22 protein-coding genes are annotated in these 18,478 nt (G+C 63.8%); 11 read left to right on the top strand and 11 right to left on the bottom strand.

Annotation, left to right across the window (positions count from 1 at the left end):
* Positions 1-177: 177 nt before the first annotated feature.
* The 3 genes from ABE459_RS23210 to ABE459_RS23200 are packed head-to-tail and all read right to left on the bottom strand — an operon-like array spanning position 178 to position 1,256.
* On the bottom strand, positions 178-798 hold the full coding sequence (locus tag ABE459_RS23210) for an SOS response-associated peptidase (RefSeq protein WP_125465516.1): 621 nt from the start codon (positions 796-798) through the stop codon (positions 178-180).
* Between the two features lie 15 nt (positions 799-813).
* Positions 814-1,074: a DUF2007 domain-containing protein gene (locus tag ABE459_RS23205; protein WP_125465517.1), complete on the bottom strand. Its 261-nt coding sequence runs from the start codon at positions 1,072-1,074 to the stop codon at positions 814-816.
* Entirely contained in the window at positions 1,074-1,256 is a 183-nt protein-coding gene (locus ABE459_RS23200; RefSeq protein ID WP_045196022.1) for a CPXCG motif-containing cysteine-rich protein, read from the bottom strand. The genes ABE459_RS23205 and ABE459_RS23200 overlap by 1 nt, the downstream gene beginning before the upstream one ends.
* 122 nt (positions 1,257-1,378) lie before the next feature.
* Here ABE459_RS23200 and ABE459_RS23195 point away from each other — a divergent pair, with 122 nt between their 5' ends.
* Positions 1,379-2,548, top strand: a complete 1,170-nt coding sequence (locus tag ABE459_RS23195; RefSeq protein ID WP_322359971.1) for a 1-acyl-sn-glycerol-3-phosphate acyltransferase — start codon at positions 1,379-1,381, stop codon at positions 2,546-2,548.
* A 192-nt stretch (positions 2,549-2,740) separates the two neighbouring features.
* Here ABE459_RS23195 and ABE459_RS23190 read toward each other — a convergent pair whose 3' ends face one another.
* Positions 2,741-3,001 carry a hypothetical protein gene (locus tag ABE459_RS23190; RefSeq protein ID WP_110994793.1) on the bottom strand — a complete coding sequence of 87 codons (261 nt, stop codon included), beginning with the start codon at positions 2,999-3,001 and terminating at the stop codon, positions 2,741-2,743.
* Between the two features lie 158 nt (positions 3,002-3,159).
* Between ABE459_RS23190 and ABE459_RS23185 the strand changes: the two genes are divergently transcribed.
* The gene (locus ABE459_RS23185) at positions 3,160-3,366 is read left to right on the top strand and encodes a hypothetical protein (RefSeq protein ID WP_125465519.1); all 207 of its coding nucleotides are present in this window, start codon (positions 3,160-3,162) and stop codon (positions 3,364-3,366) included.
* Between the two features lie 307 nt (positions 3,367-3,673).
* Here ABE459_RS23185 and ABE459_RS23180 read toward each other — a convergent pair whose 3' ends face one another.
* Positions 3,674-4,258 (bottom strand): YajG family lipoprotein, encoded by a 585-nt coding sequence (locus ABE459_RS23180; RefSeq protein WP_110994791.1) that lies wholly within the window; start codon positions 4,256-4,258, stop codon positions 3,674-3,676.
* Between the two features lie 217 nt (positions 4,259-4,475).
* Here ABE459_RS23180 and ABE459_RS23175 point away from each other — a divergent pair, with 217 nt between their 5' ends.
* Both ABE459_RS23175 and mqo read left to right on the top strand, forming a co-directional pair.
* The gene (locus ABE459_RS23175; protein ID WP_323830621.1) at positions 4,476-4,709 is read left to right on the top strand and encodes a hypothetical protein; all 234 of its coding nucleotides are present in this window, start codon (positions 4,476-4,478) and stop codon (positions 4,707-4,709) included.
* A 606-nt stretch (positions 4,710-5,315) separates the two neighbouring features.
* Entirely contained in the window at positions 5,316-6,821 is a 1,506-nt protein-coding gene (gene mqo, locus ABE459_RS23170) for a malate dehydrogenase (quinone) (RefSeq protein WP_110994789.1), read from the top strand.
* Positions 6,822-7,029: 208 nt separating this feature from the next.
* Here mqo and ABE459_RS23165 read toward each other — a convergent pair whose 3' ends face one another.
* The 4 genes from ABE459_RS23165 to ABE459_RS23150 form a co-directional block, all read right to left on the bottom strand.
* Positions 7,030-7,320, bottom strand: a complete 291-nt coding sequence (locus ABE459_RS23165) for a PA4642 family protein (protein ID WP_110994788.1) — start codon at positions 7,318-7,320, stop codon at positions 7,030-7,032.
* Positions 7,321-7,390: 70 nt separating this feature from the next.
* Positions 7,391-7,861 carry a hypothetical protein gene (locus tag ABE459_RS23160; protein ID WP_125465521.1) on the bottom strand — a complete coding sequence of 157 codons (471 nt, stop codon included), beginning with the start codon at positions 7,859-7,861 and terminating at the stop codon, positions 7,391-7,393.
* An 81-nt stretch (positions 7,862-7,942) separates the two neighbouring features.
* Positions 7,943-8,416, bottom strand: a complete 474-nt coding sequence (locus ABE459_RS23155) for a WbuC family cupin fold metalloprotein (RefSeq protein WP_125465522.1) — start codon at positions 8,414-8,416, stop codon at positions 7,943-7,945.
* Between the two features lie 2 nt (positions 8,417-8,418).
* The gene (locus ABE459_RS23150) at positions 8,419-8,976 is read right to left on the bottom strand and encodes a hypoxanthine-guanine phosphoribosyltransferase (RefSeq protein ID WP_125465523.1); all 558 of its coding nucleotides are present in this window, start codon (positions 8,974-8,976) and stop codon (positions 8,419-8,421) included.
* A gap of 164 nt (positions 8,977-9,140) precedes the next feature.
* On the opposite strand from ABE459_RS23150, the gene upp reads away from it, so the two are divergent.
* Both upp and ABE459_RS23140 read left to right on the top strand, forming a co-directional pair.
* The gene (gene upp, locus ABE459_RS23145) at positions 9,141-9,779 is read left to right on the top strand and encodes a uracil phosphoribosyltransferase (RefSeq protein ID WP_110994785.1); all 639 of its coding nucleotides are present in this window, start codon (positions 9,141-9,143) and stop codon (positions 9,777-9,779) included.
* 2 nt (positions 9,780-9,781) lie between these two features.
* Positions 9,782-11,056, top strand: a complete 1,275-nt coding sequence (locus tag ABE459_RS23140) for a uracil-xanthine permease family protein (RefSeq protein ID WP_110994784.1) — start codon at positions 9,782-9,784, stop codon at positions 11,054-11,056.
* 113 nt (positions 11,057-11,169) lie between these two features.
* On the opposite strand, the gene hemH is transcribed toward ABE459_RS23140, so the two are convergent.
* Both hemH and ABE459_RS23130 read right to left on the bottom strand, forming a co-directional pair.
* Complete coding sequence (hemH, locus tag ABE459_RS23135) at positions 11,170-12,183, bottom strand: ferrochelatase (RefSeq protein ID WP_323830622.1); 1,014 nt, start codon at positions 12,181-12,183, stop codon at positions 11,170-11,172.
* Between the two features lie 13 nt (positions 12,184-12,196).
* Positions 12,197-13,102, bottom strand: coding sequence for a TIGR01777 family oxidoreductase (locus ABE459_RS23130; protein ID WP_258643189.1), 906 nt, complete (start codon positions 13,100-13,102; stop codon positions 12,197-12,199).
* A 187-nt stretch (positions 13,103-13,289) separates the two neighbouring features.
* Here ABE459_RS23130 and ABE459_RS23125 point away from each other — a divergent pair, with 187 nt between their 5' ends.
* The 5 genes from ABE459_RS23125 to ABE459_RS23105 all read left to right on the top strand — a co-directional run bounded on the left by ABE459_RS23125 (position 13,290) and on the right by ABE459_RS23105 (position 18,350).
* Positions 13,290-14,276: an NAD(P)/FAD-dependent oxidoreductase gene (locus ABE459_RS23125; protein ID WP_346648145.1), complete on the top strand. Its 987-nt coding sequence runs from the start codon at positions 13,290-13,292 to the stop codon at positions 14,274-14,276.
* 107 nt (positions 14,277-14,383) lie between these two features.
* A complete protein-coding gene (locus ABE459_RS23120; protein ID WP_258705100.1) occupies positions 14,384-15,352 on the top strand; it encodes a DUF523 and DUF1722 domain-containing protein in 969 nt (322 codons plus the stop codon).
* Entirely contained in the window at positions 15,342-16,220 is an 879-nt protein-coding gene (locus ABE459_RS23115) for a MerR family transcriptional regulator (RefSeq protein WP_322359967.1), read from the top strand. Before ABE459_RS23120 ends, ABE459_RS23115 begins: the two co-directional genes overlap by 11 nt.
* Positions 16,221-16,224: 4 nt before the next feature.
* A complete protein-coding gene (gene phrB, locus ABE459_RS23110; protein ID WP_323830623.1) occupies positions 16,225-17,667 on the top strand; it encodes a deoxyribodipyrimidine photo-lyase in 1,443 nt (480 codons plus the stop codon).
* Positions 17,664-18,350: an SDR family NAD(P)-dependent oxidoreductase gene (locus ABE459_RS23105; protein WP_323830624.1), complete on the top strand. Its 687-nt coding sequence runs from the start codon at positions 17,664-17,666 to the stop codon at positions 18,348-18,350. The genes phrB and ABE459_RS23105 overlap by 4 nt, the downstream gene beginning before the upstream one ends.
* The last annotated feature ends 128 nt before the right edge of the window (positions 18,351-18,478 follow it).

Below are 18,478 nucleotides of genomic sequence, written 5' to 3'. Positions count from 1 at the left end.
TTATAAATCTGTTCTGGGTTTGACCCCAGGGCGCACGTATACACCTGTTGGAGCGGCCTTGTGTCGCGATAGGGCTGCGCAGCAGCCCCGGCGATTTTGCAGGATGCCGAGATCTTGGGGCTGCTTTGCGGCCCTTTCGCGACACAAGGCCGCTCCTACAGGGATTACGCCAAGGCCTCAAGCCGGGGTCAGGCACTCCGGCCCATCGAGCTTCGGATCATTGACGAACAGCGCCAGCGCCCGCTCGCGCAAGGCGCCAGGCGGCTTGGCCAGGATTTCGTGCAAGCGCGGCAACGGTGTATCCGGGTCGAGCCAGAGCGCCTGCTCGGCCTCATCCAGGATCAGCGGCCGGCGCTGGTTCATGGCCGCCTGGGTGATCACCGCGCAACTCAGCCAGACCTGCTCCTGCACCGGATACTCTTCCCAGACCGCGGCAAAGAACAGCGCCGAACCCTCCCCCGGGGTGACCCAATAAGGGCGCTTGCGCGCCGTGCCGCGCCACTCGTAGAAGCCGTTGGCCGGTATCAGGCAGCGCCGCTGGCGGAACGGTTCACGGAACATCGGTTGCTCTGCGAGGGTCTCGGCGCGGGCCTGGGCGGGGGTACGGGAGAGGTCGGTCAGCCAGGCCGGGGTCAACCCCCAGCGGGCACTGGCCAGTTGCAGCTGGCCATCGAGCTGGCGCTGAATCAGCACCGAGGCACCGGGCGAGATGTTCCATTGAGGCTGCTGGCCCGGGGGGAACCCCGGCAGACCGGCGAAGGCCTGGGACCAGCGAAACAGGGCATAGCGTCCACACATGGGCGAAATCAAAACCTAACAGATCAGGGTTCCCGGATAACTTTCCGGTTCGTCGCCAGCAAGAGGCTGGGCCGCATTGTACGCATCGATCAACTGCCGCGCGTAGCCGGCCTGCTCATCGGCCACTGCCAGGCCGAGCAGGCCCTGCATGGGCAGCTCGCCCACACCGCCCATCAGGTCGCGCCCGACCAGGTGCACCTCGATGCCCTCGCTGACTAGCATACCCACCAGCATCTGTGCCTCCAGGAGGTTTTCCGGGTCATAGATTCGCTGCATCAGTCATTCTCACCGTAGACATCGAGCATCCACTCCTCGCCATGTACCTGCAGCACGAAGCGGATAGGCTTGCAGCACACCTGGCAGTCCTCGATGTATTCCTGATCGCCGCCGGACAGGTCCACCGTCGTTTCGACTTCTTCACCACAATAGGGACAATCGTAGAGTGCAGTCTCCAGCATCGCGGCCTCCCGAGTGACTTGTGCGTATAATTGCCGGTCTGTTTACAGGGCCTGTGTGTGTCGGAGCCGTTTTTCCGACCCCGTCCCTACCTTATTACCCTAGCCGTTTCCAACAAGAGAGCATGATGGGCGAATTCGATGCCATCCGACCGTACGACGACGCTGAGGTCCCTGCCGTTCTGGCACGCCTGCTCAGCGACCCGGCATTCCTCGATATCCTCACCCACTTCCGCTTCCCGCGCGCGGCGGGCGCCCTCGGCTGGCTGCTCAAGCCGCTGATCGCCCGGCGCCTGCGTAAAGAGTTCGCCGGCGTTACCTGCGTCTCGACGCTGCAGGACAAGGTCGAGTACTACGTCGACCGCACCATCGACCGCGCCACCGACGGCGTCACCTATTCCGGCGTCGAGCAGCTCAAGTCGGGCACCGCCTACCTGTTCCTGGCCAACCACCGCGACATCGTCATGGACCCGGCCTTCGTCAACTACGCGGTCTATCACGCGGGCCTGCCCACGCCGCGCATCGCCATCGGCGACAACCTGCTGCAGAAGCCGTTCGTCAGCGACATGATGCGCCTGAACAAGAGTTTCATCGTGCACCGCTCGATCAGCGGGCGCCGCGAGAAACTGGCCGCCTACCAGCTGCTGTCGGCCTACATCAACCACTCGATCCGCAACGACGGTGCTTCGATCTGGATCGCCCAGGCCGAAGGCCGCGCCAAGGACGGTGACGACCGCACCGATTCGGCCATTCTCAAAATGTTCCACATGAGCCGCAAGGACGAGCCGTTCGGCGCGGTGATCCAGAGCCTGAACCTGATCCCGGTGTCGATCAGCTACGAATACGACCCCTGTGACCAGGCCAAGGCCCGCGAGCTGTACATCCGCGCCACCACCGGCAGCTACAAGAAGGCCCCCGGCGAGGACGATAACAGCATCGCCCAGGGCATTACCGGCTACAAAGGGCGCGTGCACATCAACTTTGCCCCACCGGTGACCGAGTACCACGAAGACACCAAGCAGCTGGCGCAAGCCATCGACCGACAGATTCTCGGTGGCTACCGGTTGTTCCCGGTGCACTACCTGGCCTATGCGATGTGGGCCGAGAAGGATGCGGCACTCGAGGTGCCAGGCGCGGAGAAGTTGTTCCCGGCGGACGAATTGGCCAAGGCCAGGGAAGAATGGCAGCGTCGCCTCGACGCATGCCCGGTGGAACAGCAGCCGTACCTGGTGCAGCAGTATGCGACGCCGGTGCGCAACCAATACCAGGTGAAGCGCCAGCCCCTGTCCGCCTGAAGAGTGGCTTGTGCGAGCAACTGTCTTGCTCGCCATTCAAACAGCTGCACTCTGCCTGTGGGAGCGGGTTTACCCGCGAAGATGACACCTCGGTGCCTGGCACGGGCTATGCCCGTGTTCGCGGGTAAACCCGCTCCCACAGGCAGAGTGCAGGTCTTGAGTTCGCCGCTACCACCAATGAAACACCAGGCTTCAGACCCAGGTGCTGAACCACGACAGCAGCAGCGCCATGGCCAGGCACGAAAAACCGAGGATGTAGTAGTAACGCGGCACGCGCCGGTCGAAGGCATCCACCAGCCCTTCATCCACCGCCAGGCTTTCACGGGTCATGCTGGCGCGGCGCCGGGCACTGTGCAGCAGCAGCCCGCCAGGGCAGGTTATGAACAGGGCCAGCAGGTTGATCAGCTTGGCCGGGTGGGCAGCCAGGAAGCCCCAGAGCACTTGCAACGACATCGCACGACCTCGGTATCACGACGGCAAAGCCCGGCATTCTACCCAAGCCGGCCTGCCCCTCCCGCTTTTTGCGACAAAGTGTCAGTTAATTTCATCTGTCACACGCTCGTCATCAGGACAGGCCACCCTGTCGGCCTTCCACCGTACCGGAGCTTGTCATGCTGCACGCCGAAAACCAGGACCGCCTGTACCTCGTTGCCCAGAGCGATGAGCAACAAGCGCTGATCGACAGCTTCTCGATCAATGTCCAGGACCGCCAGTGGCTGGTGTATTGCGCCTTGGGCGGGCACAGCCATGACGACCTGCCCGAGGTCGACATGCAGACCGGCATCAGCTTGCTGGACTTCCACGTCCTGGCGGCCTGAGACACCTTCAACGGCTTCTTCGCAGGCTGAATGCATCGTTTGAAACCAGCAAACATCCTGTGGGAGCGGCTTTAGCCGCGAAGCAAGCGACGCGGTGCATGGCACCGGCTTCGCCGGTGTTCGCGGGGCAAGCCCGCTCCCACAGGGATCGCGCTAGCTTTAGCAGTTGAGCAAGACAGTTGCTCCTATCAGGGGCGGCGCTCTACTCAGGATATGCATGGCCCTGTGGGCACCGGCGAAGCCTGCGCACAAAAAAAGCCCGCTGCCTGGCACCCAGGCAGCGGGCTTTTGCATTACACCGAAGCGCTTACTCGCCCAGCACCTGCCCGATGGTCGGGTCCTTGAACAGGCGGGTCAGGGCATCGCTGAGCACATCGCTCACCAGCTTGGTGTTGGTTTCCTGGTTCGGCGCCATGCCGAAGCGCTGGTCGAGCGAAGCACCGTAGCGGCCGCTATAGCGGCGGTTGGCGTTAGACACGTCGGCGCGGAAAGTGGCACCGATGGTGGCCTCGGTCACGTACATCTTGTCCTTGGGCGACTGGTACTTCAGTTCGGCCAGGGTCACGGTCAGCTGCGGCACGTTGCCAGCGTTGGGCGTCGGGGTGAAGCCGAGCAGGCGTACCGCTGCTTCGGCCTGGGCCTGCAGCTTGGGCACGACATCATTGCCACTGACGCTGATGGTGCTGGTTTCGGGGTACATGCCCCCACGGGTGCCCAGCGATTGCGAGGCCCGACCGTCAACCACCCTGACCACCACCGGCTGGCCATGGCCGACCGGCGCAAGTTGCTGAGTGAGCTTGGGTTGCGGGCTGAGTTGTTGCGGGCTGTGGGCACACCCGGCCAGGCTCAGGCTGGCCACCGCGAACAAACCGACCAACAGACGTTGCAACATGCGCATTTCTCCAGAAAAAGCGGCAAAGGCCCACAGTATACCTAGGGGCAAGCTCTAAGCGGCAAGCCTCAAGCTGCAAGAGGAGGCAGAGCGCGTGACGGCACACGGCTTTCTTGCTGCTTGCAGCTTTCGGCTTGCAGCTCGCCCCGCTTGTCACAATGGTTTCATGCCCCCGCCGTTATGCTTGCGCCAGCCCGACCTGACAGGACAAACCGCCATGGCCTCGCTCTGGACCCTGCTTTTCAAACGTCAGCGCCACTTCACCTACGCTCACCTCGACAGCAATGGCATCTGCCTGGGCTTCAAGCACACCCGCCAGCCGCCAACGGCCGCCGGCTGGGTCCTGGTCAGCGAGGCGCACCTCGGCTGGCTGGGCCAACCGCTACCCGCCAGCGCCCGAATTTGCAGCCACGCAACCAGCCGTTGGCAGCGTCGCCCCCTCGCAGCCTGACAAACGCTGCAATAAAAACCCATAAAGACCGACCTTTCTGCCTGCGACCTCGCTATAATCTGCCCCCGATTATAAGGACGTCTCCTGATCGGGCCCCGCATTCGCCGACTGACCCCGGCACCTTCTACGCTTCGCCCACAGAGAGCCTTCCACTCAGGTCTTGCATTGGCTGTCGTGCCTGCTGTTTCCGGCCTTCTGCTGCGCATGAACCTGCGGGTTGCCATCGTGCAGTCCACTTTTGAGGTTCACGTCTCCAAAAGAGCGTGAAAAAACGGTTTTTCACAACTTCACGAGAGTGTGGCGAGCAATGAACAGTCTGGCATGTGTAAAAGCAGCAGATCTTTCACAAACAGCCCTGCGCAGACGGCACAAGCGCTCATCCTGGATGGGAGCCTGAGGCCGGCCCGTAACGCATGACGGATCACTTGACCATAAGTCGAATTGCCGCACCCGTGGCATACGGCGTTCAATACCTGAACACCCAAGACTGATTGGCAGTGTCCGCTGAAGTTGCAAGAACTGCGAAGAGTCGGACATGGCGATCCTGGCAAACCCAGGGATCCTGTGCTGTCAATTAGGTAGCTGTAGATTGTGGAGACGCGTTAAATGGCGCAGAACGAATCGGTTGATGTGGTACTGGTAGGCGCGGGCATCATGAGTGCCACCCTGGCCGTACTGCTCAAGGAGCTCGACCCGACCCTGAAGCTTGAGGTCGTAGAGGCGATGGACTCCGGAGCCGCGGAGAGTTCCAACCCCTGGAACAACGCCGGTACCGGCCATGCCGGCCTGTGCGAGCTGAATTACACCCCGCAGGCCGCCGATGGCAGCATCGACATCAAGAAAGCCGTGCACATCAACACCCAGTTCGAGGTTTCGCGCCAGTTCTGGGCCTACCTGAGCAAGAAGGGCAACTTCGGCTCGCCGCGTGCTTTCATCAACCCGGTTCCGCACCTGAGCTACGTCGAGGGTGACAAGGGTATCGACTTCCTCAAGAAGCGTTTCGAGTTGCTCAAGCAGCACCACGCCTTCTCGGAGATGGAATACACCGAAGACAAGGCCGTGATGAACGACTGGATGCCGCTGATGATGCCGGGCCGCCCGGCTGACCAGCGCATCGCCGCGACCCGCGTGGCCAAAGGCACCGACGTCAACTTCGGCGCCCTGACCAACAAGCTGCTCAAGCTGCTGGGCAACAGCCCGGACACCCAGGTCAAGTACAGCAAGAAGGTCGTCGGCCTGCGCCGTAACGGCAGCGGCTGGACCGTGAGCATCAAGGACGTCAACAGCGGCGGCAGCCGTGAAGTCGACGCCCGCTTCGTCTTCCTCGGCGCCGGTGGTGCCGCACTGCCCCTGCTACAGGCCTCCGGCATCCCGGAAAGCAAAGGCTTCGGCGGCTTCCCGGTCAGCGGCCAGTGGCTGCGTTGCGACAACCCGGAAATCGTCAAGCAGCACCAGGCCAAGGTCTACAGCCAGGCCGCGGTTGGCGCCCCGCCCATGTCGGTTCCGCACCTGGATACCCGCGTGGTCGATGGCAACACCTCGCTGCTGTTCGGCCCGTACGCCGGCTTCACCACCAAGTTCCTCAAGCACGGCTCGTTGATGGACCTGCCGCTGTCGGTGCGCATGGGCAACATCGGCCCGATGCTGGCCGTGGCCCGCGACAACATGGACCTCACCAAGTACCTGGTCAGCGAAGTGATGCAGTCGATGGAGCAACGCCTGGAAGCCCTGCGTCGCTTCTACCCCGAGGCGAAAGCCGAGGACTGGCGCCTGGAAGTGGCCGGCCAGCGTGTGCAGATCATCAAGAAAGACCCGAAAAAAGGCGGCGTGCTGCAATTCGGCACCGAGCTGGTTTCGGCCGCGGACGGCAGCCTGGCTGCACTGCTCGGCGCATCGCCGGGCGCTTCGGTGACCGTGTCGATCATGCTTGAGCTGATCGAGCGCTGCTTCCCCGAGCAGGCGAAGGGTGCCTGGGCTGCCAAGCTCAAGGAAATCTTCCCGGCCCGCGAGAAGGTCCTGGCGACCGACGCTGCGCTGTACCACAAGATCAGCGCCGACAACGATGTGGCGCTGGACCTGGCGCAGGACAGCCCGGCCAAGCACTACGCCTGAACCGGCTGAAACGAAAAAAACGCCCCTCGGGGCGTTTTTTGTGCCTGGACGGCCAGGCTTCGCACCGCCCTGTAGGAGCGGCCTTGTGTCGCGAAAGGAGTGCGTAGCACTCCCGGGATCTAGGGCATTGCTCACGAGATCCGGGGCTGCTTTGCAGCCCTTTCGCGACACAAGGCCGCTCCTACAGGATCCTCGCCAACAAGCTGTTTCAGCCGCGGGCGTTGTCGATGATCTCGATGTACTCAGGGGCGTTGCGCTGGTCGGCAATCACCTCGACGAACGTCTTGCCGTGCTCGTCCTTGCCATCCAGGTCGTAACCGGCCTCGAGGAAGAAACCGACATAACGCTCGAAATCGTCGATACGCAGGCCGCGGTAGCCTTTGATCAGCTTGTGGTGCGACGGCGAGGTGAGACCATCGGCCGGCTCGAACTGCAGGAAGCTCTTGATGTACTCGTCGCTGATTTCGTCACCAATCACCTGTTTCTTGTCTTTACGCATCAAGGACTCCCACTGGACTGTCTAGGACATTTTCGAAGGCCGGCAGTGTACCCCTCGAATTGATCGTGCCTCAACGCGTACGTACGGTTCCGGTGTGCAGATCGGCCCAGACATGGCCGTTGCCGTAAGTGAGGAACTGCACGTAAAGGGTCTCGTTGCGCAGCAGGTCCATGATCACCCGGTAGTCGGCCATCGGGTAATTGAGGGTCAGGGTGCGGCGCTTGTCGTCATAGGCCGGCTTTTTCAGGCTCTTGCCGCCCTCGCCGTCGAAGTTGATCAGCACCTCGCCGATGGTCGAGCCCTTGCTCAAGGGCTTGCCCTTCAGGCGCATCTGCAACGAGGAGGTAATTGGGATGGGTTGCTGGTCGGACTGGCGCTGAGTGCCCACCACCACCGAATAGTCGGTGACCTGCAGCAGCTGCTGGCTGGTCGGTGCTTCCTGGCGCAGGGCGAGGTCGTCGGGGGGCAGGAACTGGCTGTGCAGCGGGGCAGCAGATAGCGGCAGGCTCACCGCCAACAGGAGAGGGACGAACGCACGCATGTGAGGCTCCTTGGCTTGAAGGGGCACTCTAGCATGGTCTGTTCGCCCGTAGCGGCCTGCTCAGCGAGGCCGCCTGAGCGCTCAGTCGAACTGCGCGCGCATCCAGGCCTGGTACTCGGCCACACCGGCCTCGCCTTCACGCGGCGCCCAGTGGGCAAGCTCGCCCTCACCCACCGGGCGGTAAGGGCCGGCCTTGCACTCGAACAGCATGCTGTCGGCTTGCAGCACCACCAACCCGTGATAGGTCCCCGGCGCCAGATCGACACCCAGGCAGTCGCCGCCCGCCTCCATCACACGTTTGTCGGTGACGGTACCCTGCTCGTCGAAGATCAACAGGCCGATCCGCCCTTTGAGCACGATCAACGCCTCGGCCTTGTCCACGCTCAGGTGCCGGTGCGGCGGAATATAGGTATCCGGCTGCAGGCCTATGGCCATGCGGTGGCAAGGCTCTTCCATGTCATGGAAGTTGTGGTGCTGGCGGCCACGCGGGTTGGCCGCTGACTGCGCTGCCAGCCCGGTGAACAACGCCTGATCGATGAACGCGGGCTGGCGCATGATTACAAGCCCTTGACGGCGAAGATGCCGTTGGCGTTGCGCCAGTAGCCCTTGTAGTCCATGCCATAGCCGAAGATGTAGCGATCGACGCACGGCAGGCCGACGTAGTTGGCTTTCAGGTCCGGGCTGGCCTTGCGGTCGTGATCCTTGTCGATCAGCACCGCGGTGTGCACCGAGCGGGCGCCGGCATGCTTGCAGAACTCGATGATGGCGCTGAGGGTGTGGCCCTCGTCGAGGATGTCGTCGACGATCAATACGTCGCGGTCAATGAACGACACCTCGGGCTTGGCCTTCCAGAACAGTTCACCGCCGCTGGTCTGGTTGCGGTAGCGGGTGGCGTGCAGGTACGACGCCTCCAACGGGAACTGCAGGTGGGTGAGCAGCTTGCCGGCGAAGATCAGGCCACCGTTCATCACGCAGAAAACCACCGGGTTCTTGTCGTGCAGGTCCTTGCAGATCTGTTTGCCGACCTCGGCGATGGCGGCCTCGACCTCGGCTTCGTTGTACAGGCAATCAGCCTCGTGCATCACTTGACGGATATGCTCGAGATCGGCGGACATGGCGCTCTCCAGGGGGTGCGTTTTGGAAAAGCGGGCAAAGGTACGCATCCGCTCGTCCCAGATCAAGCCTTTATGGACTAACGTGCACAATGACCGCACGACAGTCAGGACTGAATAGATTAATCTAGCGCGGTTTTTTTGCCCGCCTTCCGGAGCCCCCCCCTATGCCTACTCGTGAGATCCGCCATCCGCTGATCCGCCATAAGCTCGGCCTTATGCGCCGCGCCGATATCAGCACCAAGAATTTTCGCGAACTCGCCCAGGAAGTCGGCGCGCTGTTGACCTATGAAGCCACCCAGGACCTGCCACTCGAGACCTACGAGATCGACGGCTGGTGCGGCAAGGTGCAGGTCGAGAAAATCGCCGGCAAGAAGATCACCGTGGTGCCTATCCTGCGTGCCGGCATCGGCATGCTCGACGGCGTGCTCAGCCTGATCCCCGGCGCCAAGGTCAGTGCGGTGGGCGTTGCCCGCAACGAGGAAACCCTCGAAGCGCACACCTACCTTGAAAAGCTCGCACCGGACATCAACCAGCGCCTGGCCCTGATCATCGACCCGATGCTGGCCACCGGCGGCTCGATGGTCGCCACCATCGACCTGCTGAAGAAAGCCGGCTGCAAAGAGATCCGCGCCATGGTGCTGGTCGCGGCACCTGAAGGTATCGAAGTGGTGGAGAAAGCCCACCCGGATGTGAAGATCTACACCGCCTCGATCGACCAGCGCCTGAACGAACATGGCTACATCGTCCCCGGCCTGGGGGATGCCGGTGACAAGATCTTCGGCACCAAGCAGAAGGACGCCTGATCATGCAGGACGGCTTCAACGACCCGCTCTGGCGCCAGGTCGTCTCGGGCGCGCAGATGCTCTTCGTGGCATTCGGCGCGCTGGTGCTGATGCCGCTGATCACCGGCCTCGATCCTAACGTCGCGCTGTTCACCGCCGGCATCGGCACCTTGCTGTTTCAGCTGGTGACCGGCCGCCAGGTCCCGGTGTTCCTGGCGTCGAGCTTTGCCTTCATCACCCCGATCATCCTCGCCAAGGGCCAGTTCGGCCTGGCCGAGACCATGGGCGGGGTGATGGCCGCAGGCTTCGTCTACACCTTCATGGGCCTGATGGTCAAGGTCAAAGGCACCGGCTTCATCGACCGCATGCTGCCGCCCGTGGTCATCGGCCCGGTGATCATCTCCATTGGCCTGGCCATGGCGCCGATTGCCGCCAACATGGCCATGGGCAAGGGCGGTGACGGCGCTGCGCTGATGCCGTACAAGACCGCGATGATGATCTCCATGCCGGCGCTGCTGACCACGCTGATCGTGGCGGTGTTCGGCAAGGGCATCTTCCGCCTGGTGCCGATCATCTCCGGCGTGCTGGTGGGCTTTGCCCTGTCGTTCGCCTTTGGCGTGGTCGACACCGCCAAGATCGCCGCGGCCCCTTGGCTGGAACTGCCGAACTTTACCGCCCCGGCCTTCAACTGGCAGGCCATCCTGTTCATCGTTCCGGTCGCCCTGGCACCGGCCATCGAGCACATTGGCGGGGTGATCGCCGTCGGTAGCGTGACCGGCCGTGACTACCTCAAGAAGCCTGGCCTGCACCGCACCCTGCTGGGCGACGGCCTGGCGACCACCGCCGCCGGCCTGTTCGGTGGCCCGCCCAACACCACCTACGCCGAAGTGACCGGCGCGGTGATGCTGACCAAGAACTACAACCCGAAGATCATGACCTGGGCGGCGCTGTTTGCTATCACCCTGGCCTTCATCGGCAAGTTCGGCGCACTGCTGCAGAGCATCCCGGTACCGGTGATGGGGGGCATTCTGTGCCTGCTGTTCGGCTCGATCGCGGCGGTGGGCATGAACACCATGATCCGCCACAAGATCGACTTGGCCGAAGCACGCAACCTGGTGATCGTGTCGGTGACCCTGGTGTTCGGCATCGGCGGCGTACTGATCGGCAGCGGCGACGGCCCGGACGACTGGGGCCTGAAAGGTATCGCCCTATGCGCCATTGTGGCCATTGCCCTGAACCTGATCCTGCCGGGCAACGATGGCTGGAAACACAAGAAGCTGGATGATCAGCTGCCTTGATTCGGCGCTAGCCTGATCTGGCCTCTTCGCGGGTAAACCCGCTCCCACAAGATTTTCAGCGAACCTGTGGGAGCGGGTTCACCCGCGAAGAGGCCAGCCCAGGCAACCCAGCCTCAAGCCTTCTCGCACATCCCCGCCAACACCCTCGCCCACTCCGGGTGATCATTCAGGCACGGCACCAGCACCAGTTCCTTGCCACCCGCCTCGATGAACTGCTCCTTGCCCCGATCGCCGATCTCCTCCAGCGTCTCGATGCAGTCAGCGACGAATGCCGGGCACATCACCAAAAGCTTCTGCACCCCCGCCTTGCCCAGCTCATCCAGGCGCGTTTCGGTGTAGGGCTCGATCCACTTGGCGCGCCCCAGGCGCGACTGGAACGACACCGACCACTTGCCATCCGGGATACCCATCTTCTGCGCGAAAGCCTTGGCGGTGGCCAGGCACTGGCCGCGATAGCACACCGCGCGCATCTCGGCGCTGGCGCCAGCACAGCAATCGGCGGCCTGGAAATCGTGCTTGCCGGTAGGGTCGAGCTTCTTCAGATGGCGCTCGGGCAGGCCATGGAAGCTCAGCAGCAGGTGATCGTAACCCTGCTCCAGGTGCGGCCGGGCGCTGGCGACCAGCGCGTCGATGTAGTCGGGGTGGTCGTAGAACGGCTGCAGGATACGGGTCTGCAACGGCAGCTTGCGCTCGGCGATGGTTTGCTTGGCCAGCTCCACCACGGTGGTCACGGTGCTGTCGGCGAACTGTGGATAAAGCGGCGCCAGGGTTACCTTGGTGACGCCCTGGGCAGCCAAGCGCTCAAGCACCTCGGGCAGCGCCGGCTGGCCATAGCGCATGGCGATCTCGACCGGGCCATGGGGCCAGTGGGCGGTCATCGCCTGCTGCAAGCGGCGGGTCAGCACCACCAGCGGCGAACCTTCGTCCCACCAGATCGAGGCGTAGGCATGGGCCGACTGCTCGGGGCGCTTGATCAGGATCAGCGACACCAGCAGGCGTCGCACCGGCCAGGGCAGGTCGATCACGTACGGGTCCATGAGGAACTGGTTGAGGTAACGGCGCACGTCGGCCACCGAGGTGGAGGCCGGCGAGCCCAGGTTGACCAGCAGCAGAGCGTGATCGGTCATGCAGCGTCCTATGTCAGAGGCGGCTGGACAGGTTGCCCAGCGCCGATTGCAGATCGTTGAAGCGGAACGTGAAGCCTGCCGCCAGCAGGCGCACCGGGCGGGCACGCTGGCCGCCAAGCAGCAATGTGGATAACTCACCCAGCCCGGCCTTGAGCAGCACCGCCGGCATCGGCAGCAACGCCGGCCGATGCAGGGCACGCCCCAGCTGCCTGGCGAACTCGCGATTGCGCACCGGCTCCGGGGCGCAGGCATTATAAGGACCGCTGGCCTCCTTGTGCTGCAACAGAAAATCAATCAGGGCGACCTGATCGTCTATATGCACCCACGGCATCCACTGCCGGCCATCGCCCAGCGGCCCGCCCAGCCCCAGCTTGAACGGCAGGCGCAGGCGCGACAAAAAGCCGCCGTCGCTGGCCAGCACCAACCCCGTTCGCACCAGCACTACGCGGATGCCGAGGGCCTGGGCGCGCAAGGCGGTCTCCTCCCAGGCGATGCACAACTGGCTGGCAAAATCTTCCTTGACCGGCGCGGACGCCTCGGTCAGCTCGCGCTCGCCACCGTCGCCATACCACCCCACGGCAGAGCCGGATATCAGCACCTCGGGGCGTTGCTCGCGGCCCTCGAGCCAGGCCAGCAACTGCTCGGTGAGGGTGATCCGGCTGGCCCAGAGCAGGCTGCGTCGCCCGGCTGTCCAGGGCCGGTCGGCGATCGGCGCGCCGGCCAGGTTGATCACCGCGTCCACGGCATCATCCGCGGCAATGTCCTCCAGCCGAGCCACACCCCGCACGTCGCTGCCGCAGCGTTTGGGCACCTGCGCGGGGGTACGGCTCCACACGGTCAGGCGGTGACCCTGCCCTCGCCACAGCTGGCAAAGGTGCTGGCCGATGAGGCCGGTACCGCCGGTCAGCAATATATGCATGACTGTGTCCTCAGAGTTGGCGGCCGTGGTCTATTTTTAAGATCAAGGCACTTTTTTGACCGAACGCTCTCGGATAAACATAGGCCAAGCTGCCCTATCGAGCGGAATAACCTTATACAAACATTGCGTATTGTACAGGTTTGCCTGGCAGCGTAGGCTGCGAACAGCGAGGTTCGAAGAGGCCATCATGACAGTACCTATTGCCATCATCGGTGCCGGCATCGCCGGTTTGTCCGCCGCCCAGGCCTTGCAGAAAGCCGGGCACACCGTCCATCTGTTCGACAAAGGCCACGGCAGCGGCGGACGCATGGCCAGCAAGCGCAGCGAGGCCGGTGCGCTCGACCTCGGCGCCCAATACTTCACCGCCCGCGACCGGCGTTTCGTCGAGCAGGTGCAACACTGGGTCGCCAGCGGCTGGGCCGAACAGTGGAAGCCACAGTTGTACAACTACCGCGATGGCGAACTCACCCCCTCCCCCGACGAACAGACCCGCTGGGTCGGCGTACCGCGCATGAGCGCCATCACCCGCGGCTTGCTCAAGGACGTCACGGTCAACTTCGGCTGCCGCATCGCCGAGGTGTTCCGCGGCAAGCACTACTGGCACCTGCAGGACACCGAAGGCTGCAGCCACGGCCCGTTCAGCCGGGTAGTCATCGCCGTGCCGGCGCCGCAGGCAACGCAACTGCTGACCGCCACGCCAAAGCTTGCCGCAGTCGCTGCCGGCGTGCAGATGGAGCCGACCTGGGCGATCGCCCTGGGCTTCGAAACCCCGCTCGATACCTCCATGCAAGGCTGCTTCGTACAAGACAACCCGCTCGACTGGCTGGCGCGCAACCGCAGCAAGCCCGGGCGTGAAGCGCACCTCGACACCTGGGTGCTGCACGCCACCTCCAGCTGGAGCAAGCAGCATATCGACCTGCCCAAGGAAGACGTGATCGAACAGCTGTGGGGCGAATTCGCCGAGCTGGTCGGTTGCGTGGTGCCTGCGCCGACCTTCGCCCTCGCCCACCGCTGGCTGTATGCCCGGCCAGCCGTGAACCATGAATGGGGCGCCCTGGCCGATGCCGACCTGGGCCTGTATGCCTGTGGCGACTGGTGCCTGTCCGGGCGTGTCGAAGGCGCCTGGCTCAGTGGCCAGGAGGCGGCTCGGCGGCTGTTGGAACACCTGGAATAACCGGACAGAAAATCTATACAAGAAATAATTCTTGTATAAGTTTTCAAATGTGCTGGAATTGCCTTGTACAAACCCTGCTGCCTGTACAAGTACTTCCGGAGCACGCCATGAACCTTCCCTCCCCGAGCGGTAAGCCACGCCTGGCCATCAGCGCCTGCCTCACCGGCCTCAACGTGCGCTACAACGCCGGGCACAAGCACTCCGACCTGTGCCATGAGCTGCTCGATGAGCACTTCGAATGGGTGACCGTGTGCCCGGAAGTCGCCATCGGCCTGGGCGTGCCTCGCGAGCCGATCCGCCTGGTCGGCGACCCGGAGCACCCTGCCGTAACCGGCACCCGCGACAGCAGCACCGATTTTTCCGGCCCGCTGCGCGCCTACGGCCAACAGATGGCCAGCGAACTCGACGATATCTGCGGCTACATCTTCATGCAGAAATCGCCTTCCTGCGGGCTTGAGCGGGTCAAGGTGTACCAGGAGAACGGCTACCCGGCCAGCCAGGGCGGGCGTGGCGCCTACGCCGCCGCCTTCTGCGCCAGCCGCCCGGACCTGCCGGTGGAAGAAGAAGGCCGCCTGCACGACCCAGTGCTTCGCGAAAACTTCATCAGCCGCGTGTATGCCTACGCCGACTGGCAGCAGGTGCTGCAGGGCGGCCTCAGCCGTGGCGCGCTGATCCGCTTCCACGCCCGCTACAAGTACCTGTTGATGGCCCATAACCCGCAGGCGTATCGAAGCCTGGGCAAGCTGCTGGGCAGCATGACCCGCGACCACGACCCCGAACAATTCGGCCGCGCTTATTTCAGCCAGCTGATGCAGGCCCTGCGCCGCTGTGCCAGCCGCGGCACCCATGGCAACGTGCTGCAGCACCTGAGCGGTTACCTGCGTAACGACCTCGACCAGGCCGACAAGGCCGAGCTGCAGCAGATCATCGGCCAGTACCAGCAAGGCGTGGTACCGCTGGTGGTGCCCTTGACCCTGCTCAAACACCACCTGCGTTGCCACCCCGACCCCTACCTTTTGCAGCAGGCCTACCTGCAACCCCACCCTGAACGCCTCGGGCTGCGCAATGCCATCTGAAACCCTGCTGCCGATTGGCGAAGTCGCCCGGCTGACCGGCGTCAACCCGGTCACCCTGCGCGCCTGGGAGCGCCGTTACGGGTTGATAAAGCCGCAACGCACAGCCAAGGGCCACCGCCTTTATCCACAGGACCAGGTGCAGCGCGTCCAGGCAGTGCTGCGCTGGCTCGAACGCGGCGCGGCGGTAAGCCAGGTGCGCGCACTGCTGGACAACGCGGCGGACGCCAGCACCCCGGTCGAGGGCGAATGGGGTGAGCGCATCGAGCAACTGATCGAGGCCATCGCCCATCTGGCGCAACGCCCACTCGACCAACTGCTGAATCAGGCCATGGCCCTGTACCCGGCCGTCACGGTGTGCGAACGCCTGTTGCTGCCGCTGCTCGACGCGCTTGCCCTGCGCTGGCAAACGCACTTCGACGCGGGCCTGGAGCAGGCGTTCTTCAACACCTGGCTGCGCAGCAAGCTGGGCGCCCGGGTGTACCACGACAGCCATTCCCTGGCGGGGGCTTGCGTACTGCTGGCACGCACCGACGACACCCCCTTCGATGCCGAATTCTGGCTCTGCGCCTGGCTGCTCAGCAGCAGTGGCCAGCCGCTGGAGATCCTCGAATGGCCGGTGGAACCCCGCCAATTGCGCCAAGCCGTCGAGCTGCTGCAGCCACGCGCGCTGCTGCTCTACCTCGGCCGGCGCCCGGACCTCGCCGCCCTCGGCCGCACCCTGCAGGACGTAAACAGCGCAAAACTCCTGGGCGGCCGCAGCATCAGCCTGCATCAGGCCGAACTGCATGCCCTGGGCCTGCCCGGCCTGCAGCTGTTCGACAGCCCACAGGCCGCCTTGCACCGCCTTCAACACTCAACAGGCCGCTAAACCCATGCAATTGATCTGGCTGCGCAGCGACCTGCGCATCGACGACAACACCGCCCTCTCGGCCGCCTTCCAGCGCGGCCCAACCGTGGCCCTGTGGATCGCCAGCCCCGGGCAGTGGCAAAGCCACGACGACGCCGCCTGCAAGGTCGACTTCTGGCTGCGCAACTTGCGCCAGCTGGGCCAGTCGCTGCAAGCCCTGAACATCCCGCTGCTGATCCGCCATGCCGACAGCTGGGCCGAGGTGCCCGAAGCGGTGCTCGAAGTGTGCCGCCGATACAACATCGAGGCCGTGCACTGGAACGACGAGTACGGCGTCAACGAAGCCCGGCGCGACCAAACCACCGCACGGCTGCTGGAACAGGCCGGGATCGGGGCCCATGGCCATCTCGACCAGTTGCTGTTCAAGCCCGGCAGCGTGCTCACCCGCAGCGGCCACTACTTCCAGGTGTTCAGCCAGTTCAAACGGGTTTGCCTGGAGCACCTGCACCGTAGCCTGCCCGCCCGCGCCCCGCGTGTTCAGCCCCAGCACGCCGTGGACATCGCCAGCGACCCCATCCCTGCGCACATCGAAGGCTTCGACGGCACACCCACTGCCCTGCGCGAGCACTGGCCGGCCGGCGAGGACGAGGCGCACCAGCGCCTGGCGCGCTTCCTCGACGAATGTGTCGAGGACTACCCACAACAGCGCGACCTGCCTGCCGTGGCCGGCACCAGCCAACTTTCGCCCTACCTGGCCGCGGGGGTGATCTCGCCGCGCCAGTGCCTGCATGCCGCCCTGGCCAGCAACCAGGGTGAGTTCGACAGCGGCAATGCCGGCGTGCAGACCTGGGTCAACGAACTGCTCTGGCGGGAGTTCTACAAACACATCCTGGTGGGTTATCCACAGGTGTCCCGGCACCGCGCCTTCCGTGCCCACACCGAGGCCCTGCCCTGGCGCAACGCACCTGAGGACCTGCAAGCCTGGAAAGAAGGCCGCACCGGTTTCCCGATCATCGATGCCGCCATGCGCCAGCTGCTGCACACCGGCTGGATGCACAACCGCCTGCGCATGATCGTGGCCATGTTCCTCAGCAAGAACCTGCTGATCGACTGGCGCGAGGGGGAACGCCATTTCATGCGCCACCTGATCGACGGCGACCTGGCCGCCAACAACGGCGGCTGGCAGTGGAGTGCGTCTACGGGCACGGATGCAGTGCCTTACTTTCGCATCTTCAACCCGGTCACTCAGTCGCAACGTTTCGATTCCAAAGGCGTTTTCATACGCCACTGGTTACCAGAGCTGCGGCAGAGGGATGATAAATACATTCATTACCCGGTGAAATCCGCCGATCTGTTTGCTACAAATTACTACACCAGTCCTATCGTCGATCTCGGAAGCAGTCGCCAGCGTGCATTGGACGCCTTCAAAGGTTTGTCCACCTGGCAGGATCAGAGGGAAACCATTTGAGTACTACGCGTAGTTTTTGGGTAACGGGGGCCACCAACGGACTTGGTCTGGCCCTGGTGGAACGATTGCTCGACCTGGGGCAACGGGTCGCCGCAAGCAGCAGGGACTGCGAGCAGCTCCAAGCATTGAGCGAACAGGTGCTTTGCCTTCCCGGCCAGTTGCAGGAGGTTGGCCAGGCCGATATCGCCAGCCAGCAGCTGCAGGCGCGGTGGGGTGCGCTCGACACCTTGATCATCAACGCCGGCAGCTGCGACTACCTGGCCGACGACGTGGCGAGCACCGACCTGTTCGAGATGATCGTCGCCAGCAACCTGCGTGCTGCCGAGCACTGCCTGGCGGCGGCGCTGCCCTTGCTGGCCAAGGGTGACAAACCGCAGGTGATGGTGATTTTGAGCCGCTATTCGGCGTCGCAGCTGTACGAGCCGAACCAACCCCCCAGCGGCCTCAACAGCCTGCCAAGGTGGCTGCGCAACCAACGCGCAACCCTGAAGACGTTGGGCGTGGACCTGACGGTCGTCGCGCCGCAGTCGTTGAAAACCCCGGTCACACTGGCCCAGGCCATCCCGGAGTTCTGGACCGCACAGACCGCCGCCAACGAATTGCTGGCACGCCTGGAGCAGCGCCAACCTGAACTGGTGCTTGAGGCGCTGAGCCTGAACAGCCTCTGGCCGTTGCCGAGCTGAACAGCTTCACCAATGAGCCATATCAAACTATTCCTGGCTCGAGAATACTGGGGCCGCTGCGCAGCCCTTTCGCGACACAAGGCCGCTCCTACAGGAGATCGCGGTCCCCTGTAGGAGCGGCCTTGTGC

It is taken from the genome of Pseudomonas sp. TWI923 (genome assembly GCF_039673365.1).
Lineage (GTDB): Bacteria > Pseudomonadota > Gammaproteobacteria > Pseudomonadales > Pseudomonadaceae > Aquipseudomonas > Aquipseudomonas sichuanensis.
This window is presented reverse-complemented; position numbering and strand designations above follow the sequence as displayed.

What these genes read in the sequence shown, in the direction of transcription:
- ABE459_RS23210 (WP_125465516.1), bottom strand. Translation starts at nt 798, where the DNA reads ATGTGTGGACGCTATGCCCTGTTTCGCTGGTCCCAGGCCTTCGCCGGT.
- ABE459_RS23205 (WP_125465517.1), bottom strand. Translation starts at nt 1,074, where the DNA reads ATGCAGCGAATCTATGACCCGGAAAACCTCCTGGAGGCACAGATGCTG.
- ABE459_RS23200 (WP_045196022.1), bottom strand. Translation starts at nt 1,256, where the DNA reads ATGCTGGAGACTGCACTCTACGATTGTCCCTATTGTGGTGAAGAAGTC.
- ABE459_RS23195 (WP_322359971.1), top strand. Translation starts at nt 1,379, where the DNA reads ATGATGGGCGAATTCGATGCCATCCGACCGTACGACGACGCTGAGGTC.
- ABE459_RS23190 (WP_110994793.1), bottom strand. Translation starts at nt 3,001, where the DNA reads ATGTCGTTGCAAGTGCTCTGGGGCTTCCTGGCTGCCCACCCGGCCAAG.
- ABE459_RS23185 (WP_125465519.1), top strand. Translation starts at nt 3,160, where the DNA reads ATGCTGCACGCCGAAAACCAGGACCGCCTGTACCTCGTTGCCCAGAGC.
- ABE459_RS23180 (WP_110994791.1), bottom strand. Translation starts at nt 4,258, where the DNA reads ATGTTGCAACGTCTGTTGGTCGGTTTGTTCGCGGTGGCCAGCCTGAGC.
- ABE459_RS23175 (WP_323830621.1), top strand. Translation starts at nt 4,476, where the DNA reads ATGGCCTCGCTCTGGACCCTGCTTTTCAAACGTCAGCGCCACTTCACC.
- mqo (WP_110994789.1), top strand. Translation starts at nt 5,316, where the DNA reads ATGGCGCAGAACGAATCGGTTGATGTGGTACTGGTAGGCGCGGGCATC.
- ABE459_RS23165 (WP_110994788.1), bottom strand. Translation starts at nt 7,320, where the DNA reads ATGCGTAAAGACAAGAAACAGGTGATTGGTGACGAAATCAGCGACGAG.
- ABE459_RS23160 (WP_125465521.1), bottom strand. Translation starts at nt 7,861, where the DNA reads ATGCGTGCGTTCGTCCCTCTCCTGTTGGCGGTGAGCCTGCCGCTATCT.
- ABE459_RS23155 (WP_125465522.1), bottom strand. Translation starts at nt 8,416, where the DNA reads ATGCGCCAGCCCGCGTTCATCGATCAGGCGTTGTTCACCGGGCTGGCA.
- ABE459_RS23150 (WP_125465523.1), bottom strand. Translation starts at nt 8,976, where the DNA reads ATGTCCGCCGATCTCGAGCATATCCGTCAAGTGATGCACGAGGCTGAT.
- upp (WP_110994785.1), top strand. Translation starts at nt 9,141, where the DNA reads ATGCCTACTCGTGAGATCCGCCATCCGCTGATCCGCCATAAGCTCGGC.
- ABE459_RS23140 (WP_110994784.1), top strand. Translation starts at nt 9,782, where the DNA reads ATGCAGGACGGCTTCAACGACCCGCTCTGGCGCCAGGTCGTCTCGGGC.
- hemH (WP_323830622.1), bottom strand. Translation starts at nt 12,183, where the DNA reads ATGACCGATCACGCTCTGCTGCTGGTCAACCTGGGCTCGCCGGCCTCC.
- ABE459_RS23130 (WP_258643189.1), bottom strand. Translation starts at nt 13,102, where the DNA reads ATGCATATATTGCTGACCGGCGGTACCGGCCTCATCGGCCAGCACCTT.
- ABE459_RS23125 (WP_346648145.1), top strand. Translation starts at nt 13,290, where the DNA reads ATGACAGTACCTATTGCCATCATCGGTGCCGGCATCGCCGGTTTGTCC.
- ABE459_RS23120 (WP_258705100.1), top strand. Translation starts at nt 14,384, where the DNA reads ATGAACCTTCCCTCCCCGAGCGGTAAGCCACGCCTGGCCATCAGCGCC.
- ABE459_RS23115 (WP_322359967.1), top strand. Translation starts at nt 15,342, where the DNA reads ATGCCATCTGAAACCCTGCTGCCGATTGGCGAAGTCGCCCGGCTGACC.
- phrB (WP_323830623.1), top strand. Translation starts at nt 16,225, where the DNA reads ATGCAATTGATCTGGCTGCGCAGCGACCTGCGCATCGACGACAACACC.